The sequence below is a fragment of the Peptostreptococcus equinus genome (assembly GCF_027125355.1).
In the GTDB taxonomy this organism is placed as follows: domain Bacteria; phylum Bacillota; class Clostridia; order Peptostreptococcales; family Peptostreptococcaceae; genus Peptostreptococcus; species Peptostreptococcus equinus.
The window spans coordinates 1,077,040-1,095,061 of the sequence record NZ_CP114052.1 but is presented as its reverse complement, the minus strand read 5'-3'; the positions used below and the strand labels follow the sequence as shown (position 1 = coordinate 1,095,061).

Genomic DNA, 18,022 nt, shown 5'->3' with positions numbered 1-18,022 from the left:
CAGTTTATAGGGATTGGTAAATTTGAAGTTAGTAATCTATAAATCCCAGTTTGTTGATAAACTTGAAGTTGTGGAGATAAATGATGTTGAGATTAAGACCTTATAATATAAATGATGCAGATATAATTCTCTCCTGGAGTAAAGATGAAATAACTTTTTACAAATGGTCAGCTGGTGTTTTGGGTGAATATCCAATAACAAAAGAAAGGTTTGATTTTGTTAATAAGCTAATGGCTTTTACAGCCATTGAAGATAATGATGTGATAGGTTTCTTTACAATGCGAAGACCTTCGGAAAACTTTGAAGAATTGCGGTTTGGATTCATAGTTATTGATCCCTCAAAGCGTGGCAAAGGGTATGGCAAGCTAATGCTTCAGTTAGGTTTGAAGTTCGCATTTGAAATTTATGGGGCAAAAAAGGTTTCATTAAGTGTTTTTGAAAACAATGAACCGGCATATTTCTGTTATAAATCAGTAGGTTTTGATGATGTAATTCTTGACAAGACAGAAATATATTATGTTTTGGGAGAAGAATGGAAATGTAAAGAATTGATGATTGAAAATCGATAAATGACAGTTTGTTGAATTTAGCAAGTTATAAGTTTCTATGAGATAAAACCTATAAAACTTGTACGAATATTGTAGGGTAGGAAAAAAAATTTTCCTCTATACTAAAATAAACCGAAAGAAAGGGGGAATTGAAGTGAATATTATCAAGTCGTTTAACAATACGATTGATTATCTTGAAACAGTTCTTGATGATGAAATTGATGAAAAGAAAGTAACTCAGTTATCAGGATACTCTTATTCAATGTTCAGTCGCTTGTTTTCTATTCTGACCGAAATAACGCTCTCAGAATATTTAAGAAGCAGAAGATTAACAGAAGCTGCCGTTATTTTAAGAGATACGGATGAAAAGATTATTGATGTTGCTTTCAAATTCGGATATGAGTCATCGGATTCATTTGGAACAGCTTTTAAGAATTTTCATGGATTTACTCCTTCTGAGGTAAGAAATGGGAAACCGTTCAAATTAGTATCACGAGTGCAATTAGCACTCAGTGTAAGAGGAGGAAGAAGCATGAACATTACAATTCAAAAGAAAAAAGCCTTTACAGTTGCAGGGGTAAATGAACAAAGCATCAATTCATCATTATGTCCAAGTGTCTGGGATAAGCTGTATGAAAAATACAGTCATGATGAACTTGCAAGTTTGGGAAGTGGTCAAAGTATGGGCGTTTGCCATGATGTGGAAAATCCAAGTACAATAAACTATATGGCGGGCTATATTGTTAATGATGTAGACGAAGCAAGAAGTATGGGCTTAGATGTTTTGGAAGTTGAAGAAGCAGAGTATGCCATTGTAGAGTTAAAAGGAAGTGTTCCGGATTGCATTCATAACGGATGGAAATATGCGATGGAGGTATTCTTTCCTGAGCATGGCTATGTTCATTCTGGAAAACCTGACTTTGAATATTACTATGAAGGTGATATGAGTAGTCCTGATTATAGAATGGAGTTATGGATTCCAATAGTTAAGGCGTAGCTTAATATCGAACTTGAGGGGGATGGATTAATTCCATCTCTTTTTTATATAATAAGGGTGGGTGCATTTGAAATTTCTATCGTGTAATTGTATCCATTTCATAGTCGCAATGAATCCTTGCCCGTGCGGGTATTATAATACAGATAAAAAATGCATTTGTACTCAAAATGAGATAGATAGATATAGGCATAGGATATCTGGGCCTATATTAGATAGGTTTGATATATTTTGTGAAGTTAATGAGGTTTCATTCAGTATTGAAGATAATAAGTTAAATAATATTGAAGATAATAAGTTAAATAATACATTGATAAAAACAGTGAATATCAGAGAAAAAATCAATAAAGTGAGAAAAATTCAAAGTGATAGATTTAAAAAAGAAAAAATAGAATTAAATAGTAAAATGTCGTACAAGCAGGTGATAGAGTACTGTAAATTTGATGTTGGCGCTGAAGTAGTTTTAAATAAAATATACAATAAGTATAGGTTGAGCAATAGATCTTATCTGAACATTGTAAAGTTATCTAGAACAATAGCAGATCTAGAAGAAAAAGAATTGATCAGCTCAGATAATATATTAGAGGCATTTTCTTTTAGAAGAGCGTTTTATAAATATTTTATGAGTTAGTCCATAAATATATTTACGATATACTTATCAAATTTTTATATTAAAATTATCATTTATGTAAAAATGATATACTTTTAAAAAGTAATTACACTTGGAGGGATCAGTTTGAATAAATTTTACTTATGGGCTTACTATGTATGTAAATTATCTTCTATAGAAATGAAAAATATAAGAAAGACTTCTGCATATGAAAATTTTTTTAATCACTATGTTAATGTTGATATTTTTGATGATATAAATAATAGTGATAATATTATAAATATAAATAGACTAATTAGAGACATAGTTATAGACGAAAATATAAATTGTAAAATAAAAGAGAAAATAAAAGTTAATACATATAATGACAAATTCATCAACCAAATTATTTTTGACCTTAAAAAAAAGAATATATCATATATTTGTATAGAGGATGCTCAATATTCAGATGATCTTAGAGAAATATATGATCCACCATACATACTATTTTATAAGGGAAATATAGAATTAATGAATAAAGATATTTTTGCTGTGGTGGGATCTAGAAAAGCTAGTCAGTATGGAACTAGTGTATGCAAAGTGATTGTTCCAGAGTTAGCAAAAAAATTTGTAATAGTAAGTGGAATGGCTAAAGGTATAGATTCACACGCGCACAGATATGCTATTTTTGAGTCTTCTAATACTATTGCTGTAATGGGGACAGCAATAGATAATATATATCCAAAGTCGAATTTAGCTTTATACAAGGAAATAATAGCTAAATCAGGGCTTGTTATATCTGAGCATGGACCGGGTATGCTTACAAAACCATATCATTTTGCAAGAAGAAATAGGATTATTGCTGGTCTATCAAAAGGTGTTTTAGTGGTTGAAGCGGAAGAGAAGAGTGGTGCACTTACAACAGCATATGCTGCACTAAATGAAAATAGAAATGTATATTCTATACCAGGACAAGTTTTTTCTAGTCTAAGTAGGGGTACTAATAAAATTATTAAAGAAGGTGCAAAATTAGTTGAAAATGCAGATGATATAACTGAGGATTATTTAGATTATTTTGTTGCAAAAAACTTGAATTATGAAAAAAATGATAAGAATTTTAACGAAAATACTAGTCTTAGTGGGGTGTCTTGTGTTAATATAATGCAAGGTGAGTCAAAAGATATTCAATTAACAATATATGAAAATAAAGTGTTAGATATTTTAAGCTCACATGGTGCTCTATCGATTGATGAAATTTGTTATAGAACCTCTTTGGATATTAGCAATATTTTATCAGCGTTAAATAAATTATGTATTTTCGATTTAGTTGTAGAATTAGATCAGAATAAATATGCACCTAAATAAACGTTAATGGAGGTGTAGCTTGTGCCAAAGGCTTTAGTAATTGTTGAGTCTCCTGCAAAAGCAAAAACAATAGAGAAATTTTTAGGTAAGAGTCACTATGTTGTAAAGGCATCAGTGGGTCATATTAGAGACTTGCCTAAGAGTAGATTAGCTGTAGATATAGAGAATGACTTTGAACCTGAGTATATAAATATTAGGGGTAAGGGTGATGTAATTAAAGATATAAAAAAGGAAGCCAAAAAAGCTACTAAAATATACCTTGCAACCGACCCTGATAGAGAAGGAGAAGCTATATCATGGCATCTAACTCACATACTGGATTTAGATCCCGAGTCTGAGTGCAGAATAGAATTTAATGAAATTACAAAGGACACAATAAAAAAATCAATAAAGACACCTAGAAAAATTAATCTAGATTTAGTAGATGCCCAGCAAGCAAGAAGAGTAATTGATAGGCTCTTGGGATACCAGATTAGTCCTATACTATGGCAAAAGGTTAGAAGAGGACTTAGTGCTGGTAGAGTTCAGTCAGTAGCTACTAAAATAGTACTTGACCGTGAAAGAGAAATAGAAGAATTTATACCAGTAGAATATTGGACATTAGATTTAACCTCAAAGATTAAGTCAAAAGAAATAGAATTTTCTTTCTATGGAAAAGATAAAAAGATTGATATTAATGATGAAGAACATGTGAATAAAATAATTGAATCTATAAAAAATAAAGAACTAGAAGTAATTAATATAGATTCGAAAACAAGAAGAAGAAGTCCTGTAAAGCCATTCACTACTTCTATGTTACAGCAAGAGGCTGTGAATAGACTTGGATTTACTACTAAAAAAGCTATGAAAATAGCTCAAGAACTATATGAAGGTGTAGATGTTGGTAAAGAAGGAACTTTGGGATTAATTTCCTATATTAGAACAGATTCACAAAGAATATCTGATGAGGCCAAGAGTGCTGCTAAAAACTTTATAGTCGATAGATTTGGAGAAAATTATTATCAAGAAGGTAAAGTAAAGGACGTAGTAAAGAAGAAAGGGTCACAAGATGCTCATGAGGCAATCAGACCAACTTCTGTATTTAGGACTCCAGATTCTATAGCTCAAAATCTTACAAAAGACCAATATAAGCTTTATAATCTTATTTGGAAGAGATTTGTAGCCAGTCAAATGCAAGATGCTGTATACGAATCTATTTCTATAGAAGCAAAAATTGGAGATTATATATTTAAAGCTACGGGATCAAAACAAATATTTGATGGATATACAAGAGTATATGATTATTTTGATAGAGAAGATAAGATACTTCCAAGTATAAAAGTAGGTGAAAAATTAAAGGTAGAGCAAATTTTACCAGAACAACATTTTACAAAACCACCTGCAAGATACACAGAAGCCAGCTTGGTAAAAACTCTTGAAGAATTAGGTATAGGTAGACCATCTACATATGCACCTACAATTGGAACTATAGTGGCTAGAGGCTATGTTGAAAAAGAAGGTGCCAGCATAAAACCAACGGAACTTGGAAAAATAGTAACTGAAATTCTTGAAGAAAATTTTGAGATGCTTACAGATATAGACTATACTGCTCAATTAGAGGCTAAACTTGATGAGGTAGCTGATGGAGAGATAACATGGAAAAAAGTTATAAAAGATGCTTATACTCCTTTAGAGTCATCTATAAAAGAAGCTATTGAAAATATAGAAAAGATCAATATGGATGAAGAAACAGATGAAATATGTGAATTATGTGGTGATCACATGGTAATAAAACATGGTCGATTTGGTAAATTCATGGCTTGTAAAAACTATCCTGAATGCAAAAATACAAAGCCTATTGTAGAAAAAATAGGTGTAAAATGTCCTAAATGCCATGAAGGTGATATAATTCTTAGAAAATCTAAAAGGGGAAGAGTTTTCTATGGATGTAGTAATTATCCTGAATGTGACTTTGTAGAATGGAATAAACCAACTGATAAGATATGTAATGAGTGTGGATCATATATGATCGAGAAAGCAAGCAAAAAAGAAACAAAATTGATTTGTTCTAACAAAGATTGCATTACAAATACAAAAACTACAATAAAAAATAAAAAGGAAAAAGAATAATAATTATTAAGAAAATATTATAAAATTTATTTTCATATTAAGAGACTTTTCTTTATCTAATAAAAAACAGAATTATAGATAGTATCTATAATTCTATTTTTATTTATAGAAATAACAAATAAAAAATTTCTTTTAGAAAATGTTATAATTATTAGTGAAATTCTAAAAAATTGGAGGTAAGTATGAAGATTAAAAGTAAAGCAAGTATTGTTATGAGTGCACTTATGATTATGTCATCATTAACAGCTTGTACAACAAAACAAGAAACAAAAGATCAATCATCTTCTAATGTTAAAATAGAAGTTGCGAAGACTGTAGATGTAGAAAATGCATTAAAGGATAAAAATTCAATTGTACTAGATGCAAGATCTAATGATGCATACAATGGCTGGAAAGAAGATGGGGTAAAAATAGGTGGACATATAAAAGGAGCTAAGGATTTTTCTGCTAGATGGCTTAAGGCAGACTATGATGAAAAAGAAAATCTAGAAAAATACTCTAGAGATAAAGTACTAAGCGATGCAATAAAGAATAAAGAATTAAGTAAAGATAAATCTATAATCGTTTACGATACAAATGGTAAGGATGCCAAAGAAGTTGCCAATTTCCTAGCTAAAAAGGGTATGGATAAAATAAAAACTTATGATGCTAATGAATGGGTAAACTCAAATAAGCCTATGGAATCATATAAAAATTATGCTTTATTAGTTTCTCCCAATATTGTAAAATCAATAGTTGATGGTAAAACTCCAGAAAGTTTTACAGATATAAAAAATGTTAAAATTGTAGATGTAAGATGGGGAGACAATAAAGAATCTGGATACTTAGATGGTCATATACCTACAGCAATACACATTAATACTGATTCATTTGAACCTCCAAAGAAAAATAAAGATGGCGATGATGAGTGGAAATTAGCAGATGATAAGACTCTAGAAAAACTATTAGTAGATAATGGTATTACAGCAAATGATACCATTATTGCCACTAGTCCAGAACCAATGGCAGCTTCAAGATTTGCTGTTATATGTAAATATATGGGAGTAAAAGATGTTAGAGTAATGAATGGTGGTATAGTAGGATGGACTTCACAAGGTTACAAATTAGATAAGAAAGAAGAAAAAGCGAAAAAGGCTGATTCTTTTAGAATAACTGTACCAGCTAATCCTGATGTAATTGATACATTATCAGAAATAAAATCAATAATGGATAATAAGGTACAACATCCTGATTTCCAGCTAATAGATAATCGTACTATAGGAGAATTTAATGGAGAAGTTACTGGATATTCTTATCATAAGAAAAAGGGTAGAATCCCAGGGGCAATATTTGGGCATGCTGGTATCAAAAATTCAAGTTCAATGTATTATTATAGGAATATAGATAAGACAATGAGAAATCAAGAAGAAATAGAAGCATTATGGAAAAAAGATGGAATAGACTCTAACAAGCATATGTCATTCTTCTGTGGTAGTGGATGGAGAGCTGCTGAAATTTTATGGTATGCTAACGTTATGGGCCATGAAAATGCATCATTATTTAGTGATGGATGGATTGGTTGGTCAAATGCAGGATATAAGATTGAAACTGGAGCACCAAAGAAGTAGAAAGAAAGTGTGGTTAAATAATGCTTGATAAAGCAAAAAAGATATTTTTCTTTATAATATTTATAATTCAGTTATTTATATATGCAGGAGTATTTTACTTAGAAAAATTAACACATTCAAGTGCTGGAGTAAATCACCATTTGTATTATCAAAAAACACAATACATGAATGGAATATTCAAAGATATGAATTTAATGATCTTGTCAGTATTTATTTTAATAATAATAGTCTTACTTATAATACAGATTATTAAAATCAAAAAAGGCAAAAATAAGTACTTGTTAATTTCATCAATAATAGCTTTGTTGTGGTCGGTAAATCTAGAGATAATATTTTTTTCAAAAACAGCTAAAGAAGCTTTAAATTATCCGTATTTGCTGATGGTTTTAATAATAATAGTATTTTTATCAATTATAAACATTATAAATACTAGAACTATAAAAAATATAAAAAATATAAATAATAATATATAAAAATATAATAAAATAAAAAATAAAAAATTTAAAAAATTTAAAGAAATAAAATGTAATCTAAGGCCTAACAGTTTTTAAGTTGTTAGGCTTTTTTATATTATTTTACAAGTATTTTTTAAAATTAAACAATATTTGCAAAAAAAATAAAAATTAAACAAATCATTGCAATTTTTTTGAATTAGTAGTAATATGGATAAGGTTATAAAATATATTGTATACTTGTCAGTAAAATTGTGAAAATTTTAAAAATGGTTAAAAATTGTTGAATTTTTTAAAATAATATGATAATATTTATTATGAAATATTATTTGAATAGAAAATAAATTGTAAAAATTCAAAATATACAGTTAAATTAAGGAGGAAAAAATGACTAGTGAATTACTAAAAAATACTAGACGAATTAATAAAACTCTTCAGTCAACTACGGGCACATCAGTGTCATTTGACCAGCTATCTAGTGTGCTAGGAGAAGTTCTTAACTCTAATGTATACGTTGTAAGAGTGAAGGGGAAAGTATTAGGTTACCATTTAGTAAAACCAGAAGATAGTTCTATAGAAGTAGATGAAGAAAATAAATCAATGAGATTTCCAAAGGAATATACAGAAAATGTATTAATGATTTATGAAACTAAAGAAAATTTAACATCAGATGAAATATTGAAATATTTTCCAAGTGAAAACGAAAGAGCAGATAAATTTACTACTGTAGTTCCAATTTTGGGTAGTGGAGAGAGATTAGGTACACTAGTACTATCAAGATATGACCATGCATTTACTGATGAAGACTTAGTAGTTGCCGAGTATTCTGCTACAGTAATAGGGCTTGAAATTTTAAGAGCTATCAGTGAAGAAATGGAAGAAGAAATGAGAAAAAAAGCTGTAGTACAGATGGCTATAGGAACTCTTTCATATTCAGAATTAGAAGCAATAGAGCATATATTCAATGAACTAGACGGTACCGAAGGTCTATTAGTTGCTAGTAAAATAGCGGATAAGGTTGGAATTACTCGTTCTGTAATTGTAAATGCACTAAGAAAATTTGAAAGTGCAGGTGTAATAGAATCTAGATCCCTAGGTATGAAAGGTACTCATATCAAGATATTAAACGACAAATTGTTAGAAGAGCTAGATAAACAATAATAATTGAGTAATTTTAAGGACTGCTATGCAGTCCTTATTTTTTGAGAGGAGCAGATATGCCATTAGCTGATAAATACAGACCAAAAACAATTGATGATATAGTGGGACAGAGACACTTGATTGGCCAAAATAAAGTATTATCTAATATGATAAATAAAAATTTTTTACCTAATCTTATTTTTTTTGGACCTCCAGGTTTAGGAAAAACAACAGTTGCAGAAATTCTATCAAAGGAATCTAATAAGACTTTTTTTAAAATAAATGCGTCTAATTCATCTACAGAAGAAATTAAAAAAGTGATAAAGCAAATAGGAAAATTAGGAAATGAAAATGGTATATTACTGTATATAGATGAAATTCAGTCTTTTAATAAAAAGCAGCAGCAATCTATACTTGAGTTTATTGAAACTGGAGAAATAACTTTAATAGCAAGTACCACAGAAAATCCATATCATTATATATACAAGGCCATACTAAGTCGTTCTATTGTAATGGAATTTAAACTACTTAGTAAAGATGATATTAAATCAGGTCTAGAAAATATAATAAGGAAATATAATATAGAATCTCTTTCAAAAGTTGTATGTAAGGAAAATGCACTTGATAAGATTTCATTTTCTTCAGGAGGGGATATGAGATCAGCTATAAATACGCTAGAGCTTGCTATAAATTCTTCAAACCTAGATGAAGATGGAAGATTAATAATTGATGATGAACTAATATTAAATTTAAATATATCGACTGCATATAATTTTGATACAGACGGAGATGTACATTATAATTTACTCAGTGCACTTCAGAAATCTATTAGAGGTTCTGATCCTGATGCAGCTGTATATTATTTGGCTATGCTAATAAAAGGAGGAGATTTGATTTCCATTTGTAGGAGGTTATTGATTATAGCTAGCGAAGATATTGGAATGGCGTACCCAAATGCTATTGTAGTGGTAAAGGCATGTGTTGATTCTGCTATGCAAGTTGGTTTTCCTGAAGCTAGAATACCTTTAGCACAAGCTGCTATATTACTTGCGACTTCCCCAAAATCTAATTCATCTTATATGGCTATAGGGTCAGCGCTTAGTGACATAGATAATGACATGGCTGATGATATTCCAGATATATTAAAAGACTCACACTATTCAGGTGCTAAAAAACTTTCACATGGTTTAGGATATCTATATCCACATAACTATGAAAATCATTATATAAAACAGACTTATCTGCCTGAAAATATGAAAAATAAAATATACTATGAACCACAGGACAACAAATTTGAAAGGCAAGTTAAAGAATATTTTAAAAAAATTGGTGCCTATAAAAAATAATATTGACTTTTTTACTAGGATATAATATTATATTTTTAAGGGTTAAATCATAGTATTTTACTAGGAATTAACTTTTTATAGTGAGGTGATTAAATGAAACTATCGACAAAAGGTAAATATGGTCTGAAAGCTATGTTTGAATTGGCTATTAGCTCAGAAAATAAGCCAGTTTCATTAAAACACATAGCAAAACAACAGAATATTTCAGATCAGTATCTAGAACAGATTTTTTCCATGTTGAAAAAAGCCAAGCTTGTAAAAAGTATTAGAGGTGCACAAGGTGGCTATCTTTTAGCAAAAGAAGCATCTAAAATTACTGTAGCTGACATATTGAAAGTATTAGAAGGTAATATGGCCTTTACCGAATGTTTGCTAGATGAAGATTTATGTGAAAATTCTAATGTTTGTTCTACGAAATATGTATGGGCAAGAATAAAAAATGCAATAGAAGAAGTTACAATGTCCATATCATTACAGGATATGGTAGACGATTACGAGTCAAATTTTGAATATAGGGAAGATGACATAAGTAAATTAATGAATAAGGTAAAATAGTTCTCAATTAAATATATATTATCATTACAGGGGAGAGCGAAGAGCTCTTTTTTGTTTTAATAGGAAATATAATGGTTGTTTTAAAAGAAAGTGAAGGTAAAAATGAAAATAGAAAATAATAGAGTGTTATTAGGTATGAGTGGTGGAGTAGATAGTTCAGTAGCTGCGTATCTGTTAAAAAAGCAAGGTTATGATGTAGTTGGTGTACATATGAAACTTTGGGATTCGGGTGACAATAAGCATATTAATGATGCAAAGAAAGTCTGTGATAGTTTAGGAATAGAATTTCATGTAGTTGATTTGCAAAATGAATTTAAGAACAAGGTAATAAAAAATTTTGTTAGAGAGTATGAAATGGGGAGGACTCCAAATCCATGTGTATTCTGCAATAAAAATATTAAATTTGGAGACTTGTTTAAAAAAGCAGATGAATTAAATTGTAAATACATATCAACTGGCCACTATGCTCTATGTCTAAAAAATGAAGAAACAGGTAGATATGAAATTCATAGAGCAGATAATGATCACAAGGATCAAACTTATGTATTATATAATTTGACACAGGATAAATTAGCCAGAACTTTATTTCCAATAGGGCACTATGATAAGCCTAGAATTAGGGAGATTGCCAAAGAAATAGGCCTGGAAGTTCATAATAAGCCAGATAGTCAGGATATTTGTTTTATACCAGATCAAGATTATGAAAGATTTCTAAGAGAGAAAACCAATATAAAATCTGATAAAGGACATTTTGTTGATAGTGAAGGTAATGACTTAGGCGAGCACAAGGGAATAATTTCTTATACCATCGGTCAAAGAAAGGGCTTAGGGGTTACTTTTGGAAAGCCAAAGTATGTAATAGACATAAATGGCAAAGATAATACAATAGTGCTTGGAGATAATGAGGATTTATTCAAAAATGAATTAGAAGCTTCTAATGTAAATTTTATACCTTTTTCAATAGATGAAGTAAAAGATAAAATAGTTTATGATGCAAAAATTAGATATTCTGCAAAACCAGCAAGAGTTACGATTACAAATCTTGGAGATGATAAAATAAATGTAGTATTTGACGAACCGCAAAGAGCTATTACAAAGGGACAGAGTATAGTATTTTATGATGGAGATATACTTGTAGGAGGTGGAATAATAGAGTAATTCTAAATATTTCACTATATTAAGCTTAGTAGAGTCTAAAATATGGTAAAATTAACTTGTATTATTTTTATTATTAATGTAAAATTGTATTATATTTAATAATTATATAAATGTTATGAAGGGAAATAGTAATATGCCAAGGTTGTAAAGAGAGAGATTGATGGTGTGAATATCTCCAATACAGTATATGAAGCAGTCCTGGAACAGCTTTGCTGAAATAAATAGTAGGCTTAGACGTGAATCTGCGTTAAAGACAAATGAGATATGTGATATAAATCATATAATCAGGGTGGTACCGCGAATATTTTGCTCGCCCCTGTATTTTTACAGGAGCGAGTTTTTTTATTACAAAAATGGAGGAATTATATATGGAAAAAATGGGTTTAAATGAAATTAGAAGCAATTTCACTGAATTTTTCAAGTCAAAGGAACATTATATTGCAAAGTCGCACTCACTTGTGCCAAGTAATGATAAGTCACTTTTATTGATAAATTCAGGTATGGCACCTTTAAAAAATTATTTTTCAGGGGTTGAAACACCTCCTAAAAATAGAATGTCAACTGTTCAAAAATGTATTAGAACAGGTGATATAGAAAATGTAGGCGTTACAGCAAGACATGCTACTTTTTTTGAAATGATGGGAAATTTTTCATTTGGAGATTATTTTAAAAAAGAAGCTATAAGTTGGGCGTGGGAATTTATAACTGAATGGTTAAAAATACCTGAAGATAAATTGTGGGTTACTGTATATGAAACTGATGACGAAGCATTCGATTTATGGAAAAATCATATAGGTTTTGATGAAAATAAAATAGTAAGATTAGGAAAAGATGATAATTTCTGGGAAATTGGACTTGGACCTTGTGGACCCTGTTCAGAAATATACTTTGATAAAGGCGAAAAGTATGGTTGCGGATGTGAAGATTGCAAGCCAGGTTGTGATTGTGATAGATTCTTAGAATTTTGGAATCTAGTATTTACTCAATTTGATAAAAAAGAAGATGGATCCTATGGAGATCTTGAAAATAAAAATATAGATACTGGAATGGGTCTTGAACGTATTGCATGTATTATGCAGGATGTTGACACTATATTTGAAGTTGATACTATACATTCAATACTAGAAAAGATAAGCTCAATAGCGGGTAAAACTTATGGACAAAACTCAAAAGATGATAAGTCAATTAGAATAATCACAGACCATATTAGATCAGTAAGTTTTATGGTTGCGGATGGTATATTACCTTCAAATGAAGGTAGAGGATATGTTCTTAGAAGGCTTCTAAGAAGAGCTGCTAGACATGGAAAATTACTTGGTATAAAAGGTGAATTCTTAAATTCTTTAGTAGATGTGGTATTAACAACTAGTGGAGATGCTTACCCTGAACTAAAAGAAAAAGAATCCTATATTAAGAAAGTTATAGGTATAGAAGAAGAAAAATTCTTTGAAACTTTAGAACAAGGGCTTGAAATCTTAAAATCTTATACAAAAGAATTAGAAGGTACTGGAAATAAGACAATAAGTGGAGAACAAGCCTTTAAACTTTATGACACTTATGGTTTCCCTCTAGATTTGACTAAAGAAATACTTGAAGATGAGAATTTAAGTCTTGATGAAGAAGGTTTTGAAAAAGAAATGGAAGCTCAAAAAGAAAGAGCACGATCTGCTAGAGGCAATATGGAAGATGAAGCTTGGAAAGAAGATCCTCTAACATCATTGGAGGATGCAAAGTCTGAATTTGATGGTTATGAAGAACTTTCTAAAAGAGCAAAGATAAAGGCTATAATTTCTGAAGGCCAAATAGTGATGTCAATAGCTGAAGGAAAAGAAGCTGAAATAGTAATGGATAATACTACATTTTATCCAAATGGCGGAGGTCAAGTAGGTGATAAGGGGCAAATAAAATCATTAACAGGTCTATTTAATGTAACAGATACCCTTAAGGGTGCAGGTGGTAGTATCAAGCATAAAGGTATAGTTGTTAGAGGTTCTTTGGCTGTTGGGGAAGATGTGAAAACAAATGTAAATGAAGAACTTAGAATGAGTGCAGCAAGGAATCATTCAGCTACTCACTTACTACATAAAGCTCTAAAAACTGTTTTAGGTGAACATGTAAATCAAGCGGGTTCTTTAGTAGATCCTGACAGGCTAAGATTTGATTTTACACATTTTGAAGCTATTACAAAAGAAGAATTAGCTCAAATAGAATTTTTAGTTAACTCATATGTATTCAAAGCTATGCCTATTACAGCAAGTGTAATGTCAATAAAAGATGCTAAAGAAATGGGTGCTATGGCTCTATTTGGTGAAAAGTATGGAGATCAAGTTAGGGTAATAAAAATGGGAGATACATCTATAGAACTTTGTGGTGGTACTCATCTTACTAATACTTCTCAAGTAGGTTTATTCAAGATAATATCTGAAGGTGGAATAGCTGCAGGTGTACGTAGAATAGAAGCTATAACTGGTATTGCTACATATAAGTATATACTAGATAAAGATAAATTAGTTGAAAATATAGCAGTAGCATTGAAGACAAGAGAAGTTAATCTTGAAAACAGAATTAATACATTGTTGGAAGATACGAAGGCTATAGAAAAAGAGCTACATAATATAAAGACTCAATTATCATTGCAAAATGCTGATTCAGTACTTGATTCTGCAATACAAGTAAAAGGATTAAATCTAATTACAAATAAATACGAAGGTATGGATCTGGATACCCTTAGAGAAACAGCTGATAAGTTAAGAGATAAAAAAGAAAATTCAGTAATAGTGTTGGCAAATGTGATAGATGGAAAGATAAACATAGTAGTAACAGCAAGTAAAGAAGCTATTGATATGGGTGCTCATGCAGGTAATATAGTAAGAGAAGTTGCTAAGATTGCTGGTGGAAAGGGCGGAGGTAGACCAAATATGGCTCAAGCAGGTGCAAGCGATGTTGATAAGTTAGATGATGCATTAAACGAAGCTTCTAAAATATTAGAATCCCAAATAAAATAAGTAAATAAAATTAAGTATATTAAGGGCTCATATGAGCCCTTAACTTTTTTCTAAAAACTTGCGATTTTTGCCTAATTAGGGTAAAATCAATATTAATAGCATATAATTAATATGCTTAATTTTATGCTATTATATTTTATATTTTAATTTATTAATTTAAGGAGGTTTCTTATGAGTAATAAAATGGATAGTACTGTACAATTTGAAGGTATAAATGATGATAAATTGACTGTAGCAGAAACAATATTACATGTTTATTCTGCTATGGAAGAAAAAGGATATAATCCAATAAATCAGTTGATAGGATATTTATTATCTGGGGACTCAAGTTATGTTACAAGTCATAAAAACGCAAGGTCATTAATAAAGAGATTTGAAAGAGATGAAATCTTAGAAGAAGTGATGACAAAATATTTAGATATCAAGGAGTAAGAATGAATGTATAAGAAGTTTACATCAATTTTTATATCATTAATCATGGTATTGACTTTTTCAAGTTCTATTTTTGCACAATCAAAGTCAAAATCTGACTTTACTTATTCAACAGAAATGAACTTGTCCAAAGGTGAAATTGATAAAGAGGCAAAAAATAATACAGCTAGTAATAATGGTAAGATAATCATTATAGATATTAATAGAGTAAATCTAGATAATATGAGGACTATTAACGCTATAAAAAAACGTATGAATAAAGCTTCTATAGCACTTATGAATATTAGAGGTGATAAAGGATACGATGATAGAAGAAATTATGCTAGCATGGGTTCTACTGGTAGAGTTAATATAGATCAGGAAAAACAATTAATAATATCAAATTCAAGTCAAAAAGAAAAAAATATGTACAAACATGCTACTGGTTTAAGAGCTGAAAGTATTAACCTATTAAATATTAATGATATAGATGCTTATAATCAAACAAAGGGAGAATATAAGTCGAAAATAGGAATTTTAGGTGACACATTAAAATCTGCTAATAAGAAAATTTCGGTACTTGGCAATAGTGATTATATAAACGAAGAGGGGCAATTTGTAAAAAATAGAGATTTTGCCCTATCTCTTATGGATAGTAAGGGAAGAATTGAAAATGGCGTATTGGATGATTTAAATATTGAAGATTCTAGATATCCCTACGGCTTTAGGACTGATTATGATAAATTGTTGGAAGGAACAAAAAAATATTATAATAGTTCTGATGTCTTGATGGTAAACTTGGGAGACACATTTAGATATGATGAATATAAAGTTAATTTAAATGAAAAGACAAAACTTAACATGAAACGAATGGTCTACAGCGATGTAAATAAATATTTAGAACAAGTATTTAATATGGCGGGATCAAACGATACAATATATGTAATAGGGTCATTTCCAAGTAAGGTAGATTTTAAAAATAATAAAAGACTAGGCAGTGTAATAAGATTTGATATGTCTGAAAAAACTGCAGGACTTTTAACTTCATCAACTACTAGAAGAAAAGGTCTTATTACTAACACTGACATTGGTGCCGATATTCTAAATAGAATGGGCATAAAAAATTCTGAAATGAACGGTAGGGTAATTAAATCTGTTCCAAAACATAATCATTTTGAATTTTTGAAAAAAGATTACGAAAAAATAGTATCTATTGCTACCATGAGAATGGATATTATAAATATATACGTTGTTATTATTGTCATATCATGGGTATTAGGTGCTTTGGCACTATGGCAAAGACATAAGTTGCCAATAAAGCATAAAAAAACAATAATCATAATCTTAAAGGAAATGATAAAACTTGGATTAATAATGCCTTTAGCCTTCCAAACTGCACCTATATTCAATGCTAGTTCAAAACTTGGAGTATCTATGGCGATTTTATTTGTATCTCTAGTATACTATGTAATTGCGACTATGGCATTTAAAGGAAAAGACATGAGACAACTTGGATTTTATGCTCTGATTATGATAGGTATAATAGTGGTTGATTCTATTTTATCTACACCTTTAATGTCAAGTAATGTAATGAGCTATGATCCGATAATGGGTGCAAGGTATTATGGTATAGGCAATGAATATGAAGGGGTAACTGTTGGTAGTGCTATATTAGGTATCGCTATTCTCCTTGAATATAAAAAAATACCAAAACTATTGTTGATACCTATCATGATATTTATACTATTTACTTCAGCATATCCAGCTATGGGAGCAAATGTTGGTGGTGCAATTTCGGAAACCATAGCATATTTGGTATTTGTGTTACTCGTATTCAATATCAAGATAGATTTTAAGAAAACAATGATGATAGGTATTTCTACATTTGCACTAGTAGCGGTGTTTGCAGTAGCAGATATAGCTTTGGGAATGGGTTCACACCTAGGAAATTTTGTGAAGCAAATAATGAATAATGGTCCAATGGAAATTATATATGTTTTTGCTAGAAAAATTGATATGAATATTCAGTTAGCACAGACTACTGTTTGGGTAAATATATTATTAGTTGGTTTAGCTTTCTTAGCTTTAACTATATTTAGACCAAATAAAGAGTTTGTTGCTATTAAAAAAGAGTATCCAATTATATATAAAGGATTTCTATCAATTATGGTTGGATGTATAATAACATTATTGGTTAATGACTCGGGTATTATAGCAGCAGCAACAGATTCAATTTATCTGTTAATACCGATAATAATCATTTTAATGAATAAAAAGTTAAAATTGGAGGATACTAATGTTATCAGGTAGGATAATGGGATTAGATATAGGTAACAATACCATTGGTGTAGCAGTAAGTGATTTAATGGGTATGACTGCTCAAGGTGTTACTACTATAAAAAGAAAAAGTAAAAAAGAAGATATAGAAGAGCTAAAAAAGATAATCTCGGAAAAGCAGGTAAATTTGATAGTATCAGGTTTACCAAAAAATATGAATGGTAGTGTTGGTCCCCAAGCAGAAAAAGTAATTAAACTTTGTGATTATATAAAAGAGGAAACAGGTTTAGAAATAGAATTTTGGGATGAAAGACTAACAACTGTTTCAGCAGAAAAGATGCTAATAAGTGGAGATGTCAGTAGAAAAAATAGAAAGAAAGTTATCGATAAATTAGCTGCAGTATTAATATTACAAAATTATTTAGACTTCAAAAAGTTCTAATTGCTATACTGAGCTTTATCAAAT

General features: G+C 30.0%; 15 protein-coding genes and 1 other annotated feature. All 15 genes read left to right on the top strand.

What is annotated here, in order from left to right:
* The first annotated feature begins 83 nt into the window (after positions 1-83).
* The 15 genes from O0R46_RS05465 (at position 84) to ruvX (ending at position 17,998) form a co-directional block, all read left to right on the top strand.
* Positions 84-569, top strand: coding sequence for a GNAT family N-acetyltransferase (locus O0R46_RS05465; protein ID WP_269310717.1), 486 nt, complete (start codon positions 84-86; stop codon positions 567-569).
* A 133-nt stretch (positions 570-702) separates the two neighbouring features.
* Positions 703-1,545, top strand: coding sequence for an AraC family transcriptional regulator (locus tag O0R46_RS10175; protein ID WP_269310716.1), 843 nt, complete (start codon positions 703-705; stop codon positions 1,543-1,545).
* Between the two features lie 67 nt (positions 1,546-1,612).
* Positions 1,613-2,173: a magnesium chelatase subunit ChlI family protein gene (locus O0R46_RS05455; RefSeq protein WP_269310715.1), complete on the top strand. Its 561-nt coding sequence runs from the start codon at positions 1,613-1,615 to the stop codon at positions 2,171-2,173.
* A gap of 105 nt (positions 2,174-2,278) precedes the next feature.
* Positions 2,279-3,496: a DNA-processing protein DprA gene (gene dprA, locus O0R46_RS05450; protein WP_269310714.1), complete on the top strand. Its 1,218-nt coding sequence runs from the start codon at positions 2,279-2,281 to the stop codon at positions 3,494-3,496.
* Positions 3,497-3,517: 21 nt separating this feature from the next.
* Complete coding sequence (gene topA, locus O0R46_RS05445) at positions 3,518-5,605, top strand: type I DNA topoisomerase (RefSeq protein WP_269310713.1); 2,088 nt, start codon at positions 3,518-3,520, stop codon at positions 5,603-5,605.
* 182 nt (positions 5,606-5,787) lie between these two features.
* Entirely contained in the window at positions 5,788-7,212 is a 1,425-nt protein-coding gene (locus tag O0R46_RS05440) for a sulfurtransferase (RefSeq protein WP_269310712.1), read from the top strand.
* A 20-nt stretch (positions 7,213-7,232) separates the two neighbouring features.
* The gene (locus O0R46_RS05435; protein WP_269310711.1) at positions 7,233-7,685 is read left to right on the top strand and encodes a hypothetical protein; all 453 of its coding nucleotides are present in this window, start codon (positions 7,233-7,235) and stop codon (positions 7,683-7,685) included.
* 366 nt (positions 7,686-8,051) lie between these two features.
* Positions 8,052-8,825, top strand: a complete 774-nt coding sequence (codY, locus tag O0R46_RS05430) for a GTP-sensing pleiotropic transcriptional regulator CodY (protein ID WP_269310710.1) — start codon at positions 8,052-8,054, stop codon at positions 8,823-8,825.
* Between the two features lie 56 nt (positions 8,826-8,881).
* The gene (locus tag O0R46_RS05425) at positions 8,882-10,150 is read left to right on the top strand and encodes a replication-associated recombination protein A (RefSeq protein ID WP_269310709.1); all 1,269 of its coding nucleotides are present in this window, start codon (positions 8,882-8,884) and stop codon (positions 10,148-10,150) included.
* 93 nt (positions 10,151-10,243) lie between these two features.
* The gene (locus tag O0R46_RS05420; RefSeq protein ID WP_269310708.1) at positions 10,244-10,705 is read left to right on the top strand and encodes an RrF2 family transcriptional regulator; all 462 of its coding nucleotides are present in this window, start codon (positions 10,244-10,246) and stop codon (positions 10,703-10,705) included.
* A gap of 102 nt (positions 10,706-10,807) precedes the next feature.
* Positions 10,808-11,863: a tRNA 2-thiouridine(34) synthase MnmA gene (mnmA, locus tag O0R46_RS05415; protein ID WP_269310707.1), complete on the top strand. Its 1,056-nt coding sequence runs from the start codon at positions 10,808-10,810 to the stop codon at positions 11,861-11,863.
* A gap of 106 nt (positions 11,864-11,969) precedes the next feature.
* Positions 11,970-12,184: a binding site (T-box leader), on the top strand.
* A 47-nt stretch (positions 12,185-12,231) separates the two neighbouring features.
* Entirely contained in the window at positions 12,232-14,868 is a 2,637-nt protein-coding gene (gene alaS / locus O0R46_RS05410; protein ID WP_269310706.1) for an alanine--tRNA ligase, read from the top strand.
* 171 nt (positions 14,869-15,039) lie between these two features.
* The gene (locus tag O0R46_RS05405; RefSeq protein WP_269310705.1) at positions 15,040-15,300 is read left to right on the top strand and encodes an IreB family regulatory phosphoprotein; all 261 of its coding nucleotides are present in this window, start codon (positions 15,040-15,042) and stop codon (positions 15,298-15,300) included.
* A 6-nt stretch (positions 15,301-15,306) separates the two neighbouring features.
* Positions 15,307-17,589 (top strand): hypothetical protein, encoded by a 2,283-nt coding sequence (locus tag O0R46_RS05400; protein ID WP_269310704.1) that lies wholly within the window; start codon positions 15,307-15,309, stop codon positions 17,587-17,589.
* On the top strand, positions 17,576-17,998 hold the full coding sequence (ruvX, locus tag O0R46_RS05395; RefSeq protein WP_269310703.1) for a Holliday junction resolvase RuvX: 423 nt from the start codon (positions 17,576-17,578) through the stop codon (positions 17,996-17,998). The genes O0R46_RS05400 and ruvX overlap by 14 nt, the downstream gene beginning before the upstream one ends.
* Positions 17,999-18,022 lie beyond the last annotated feature (24 nt).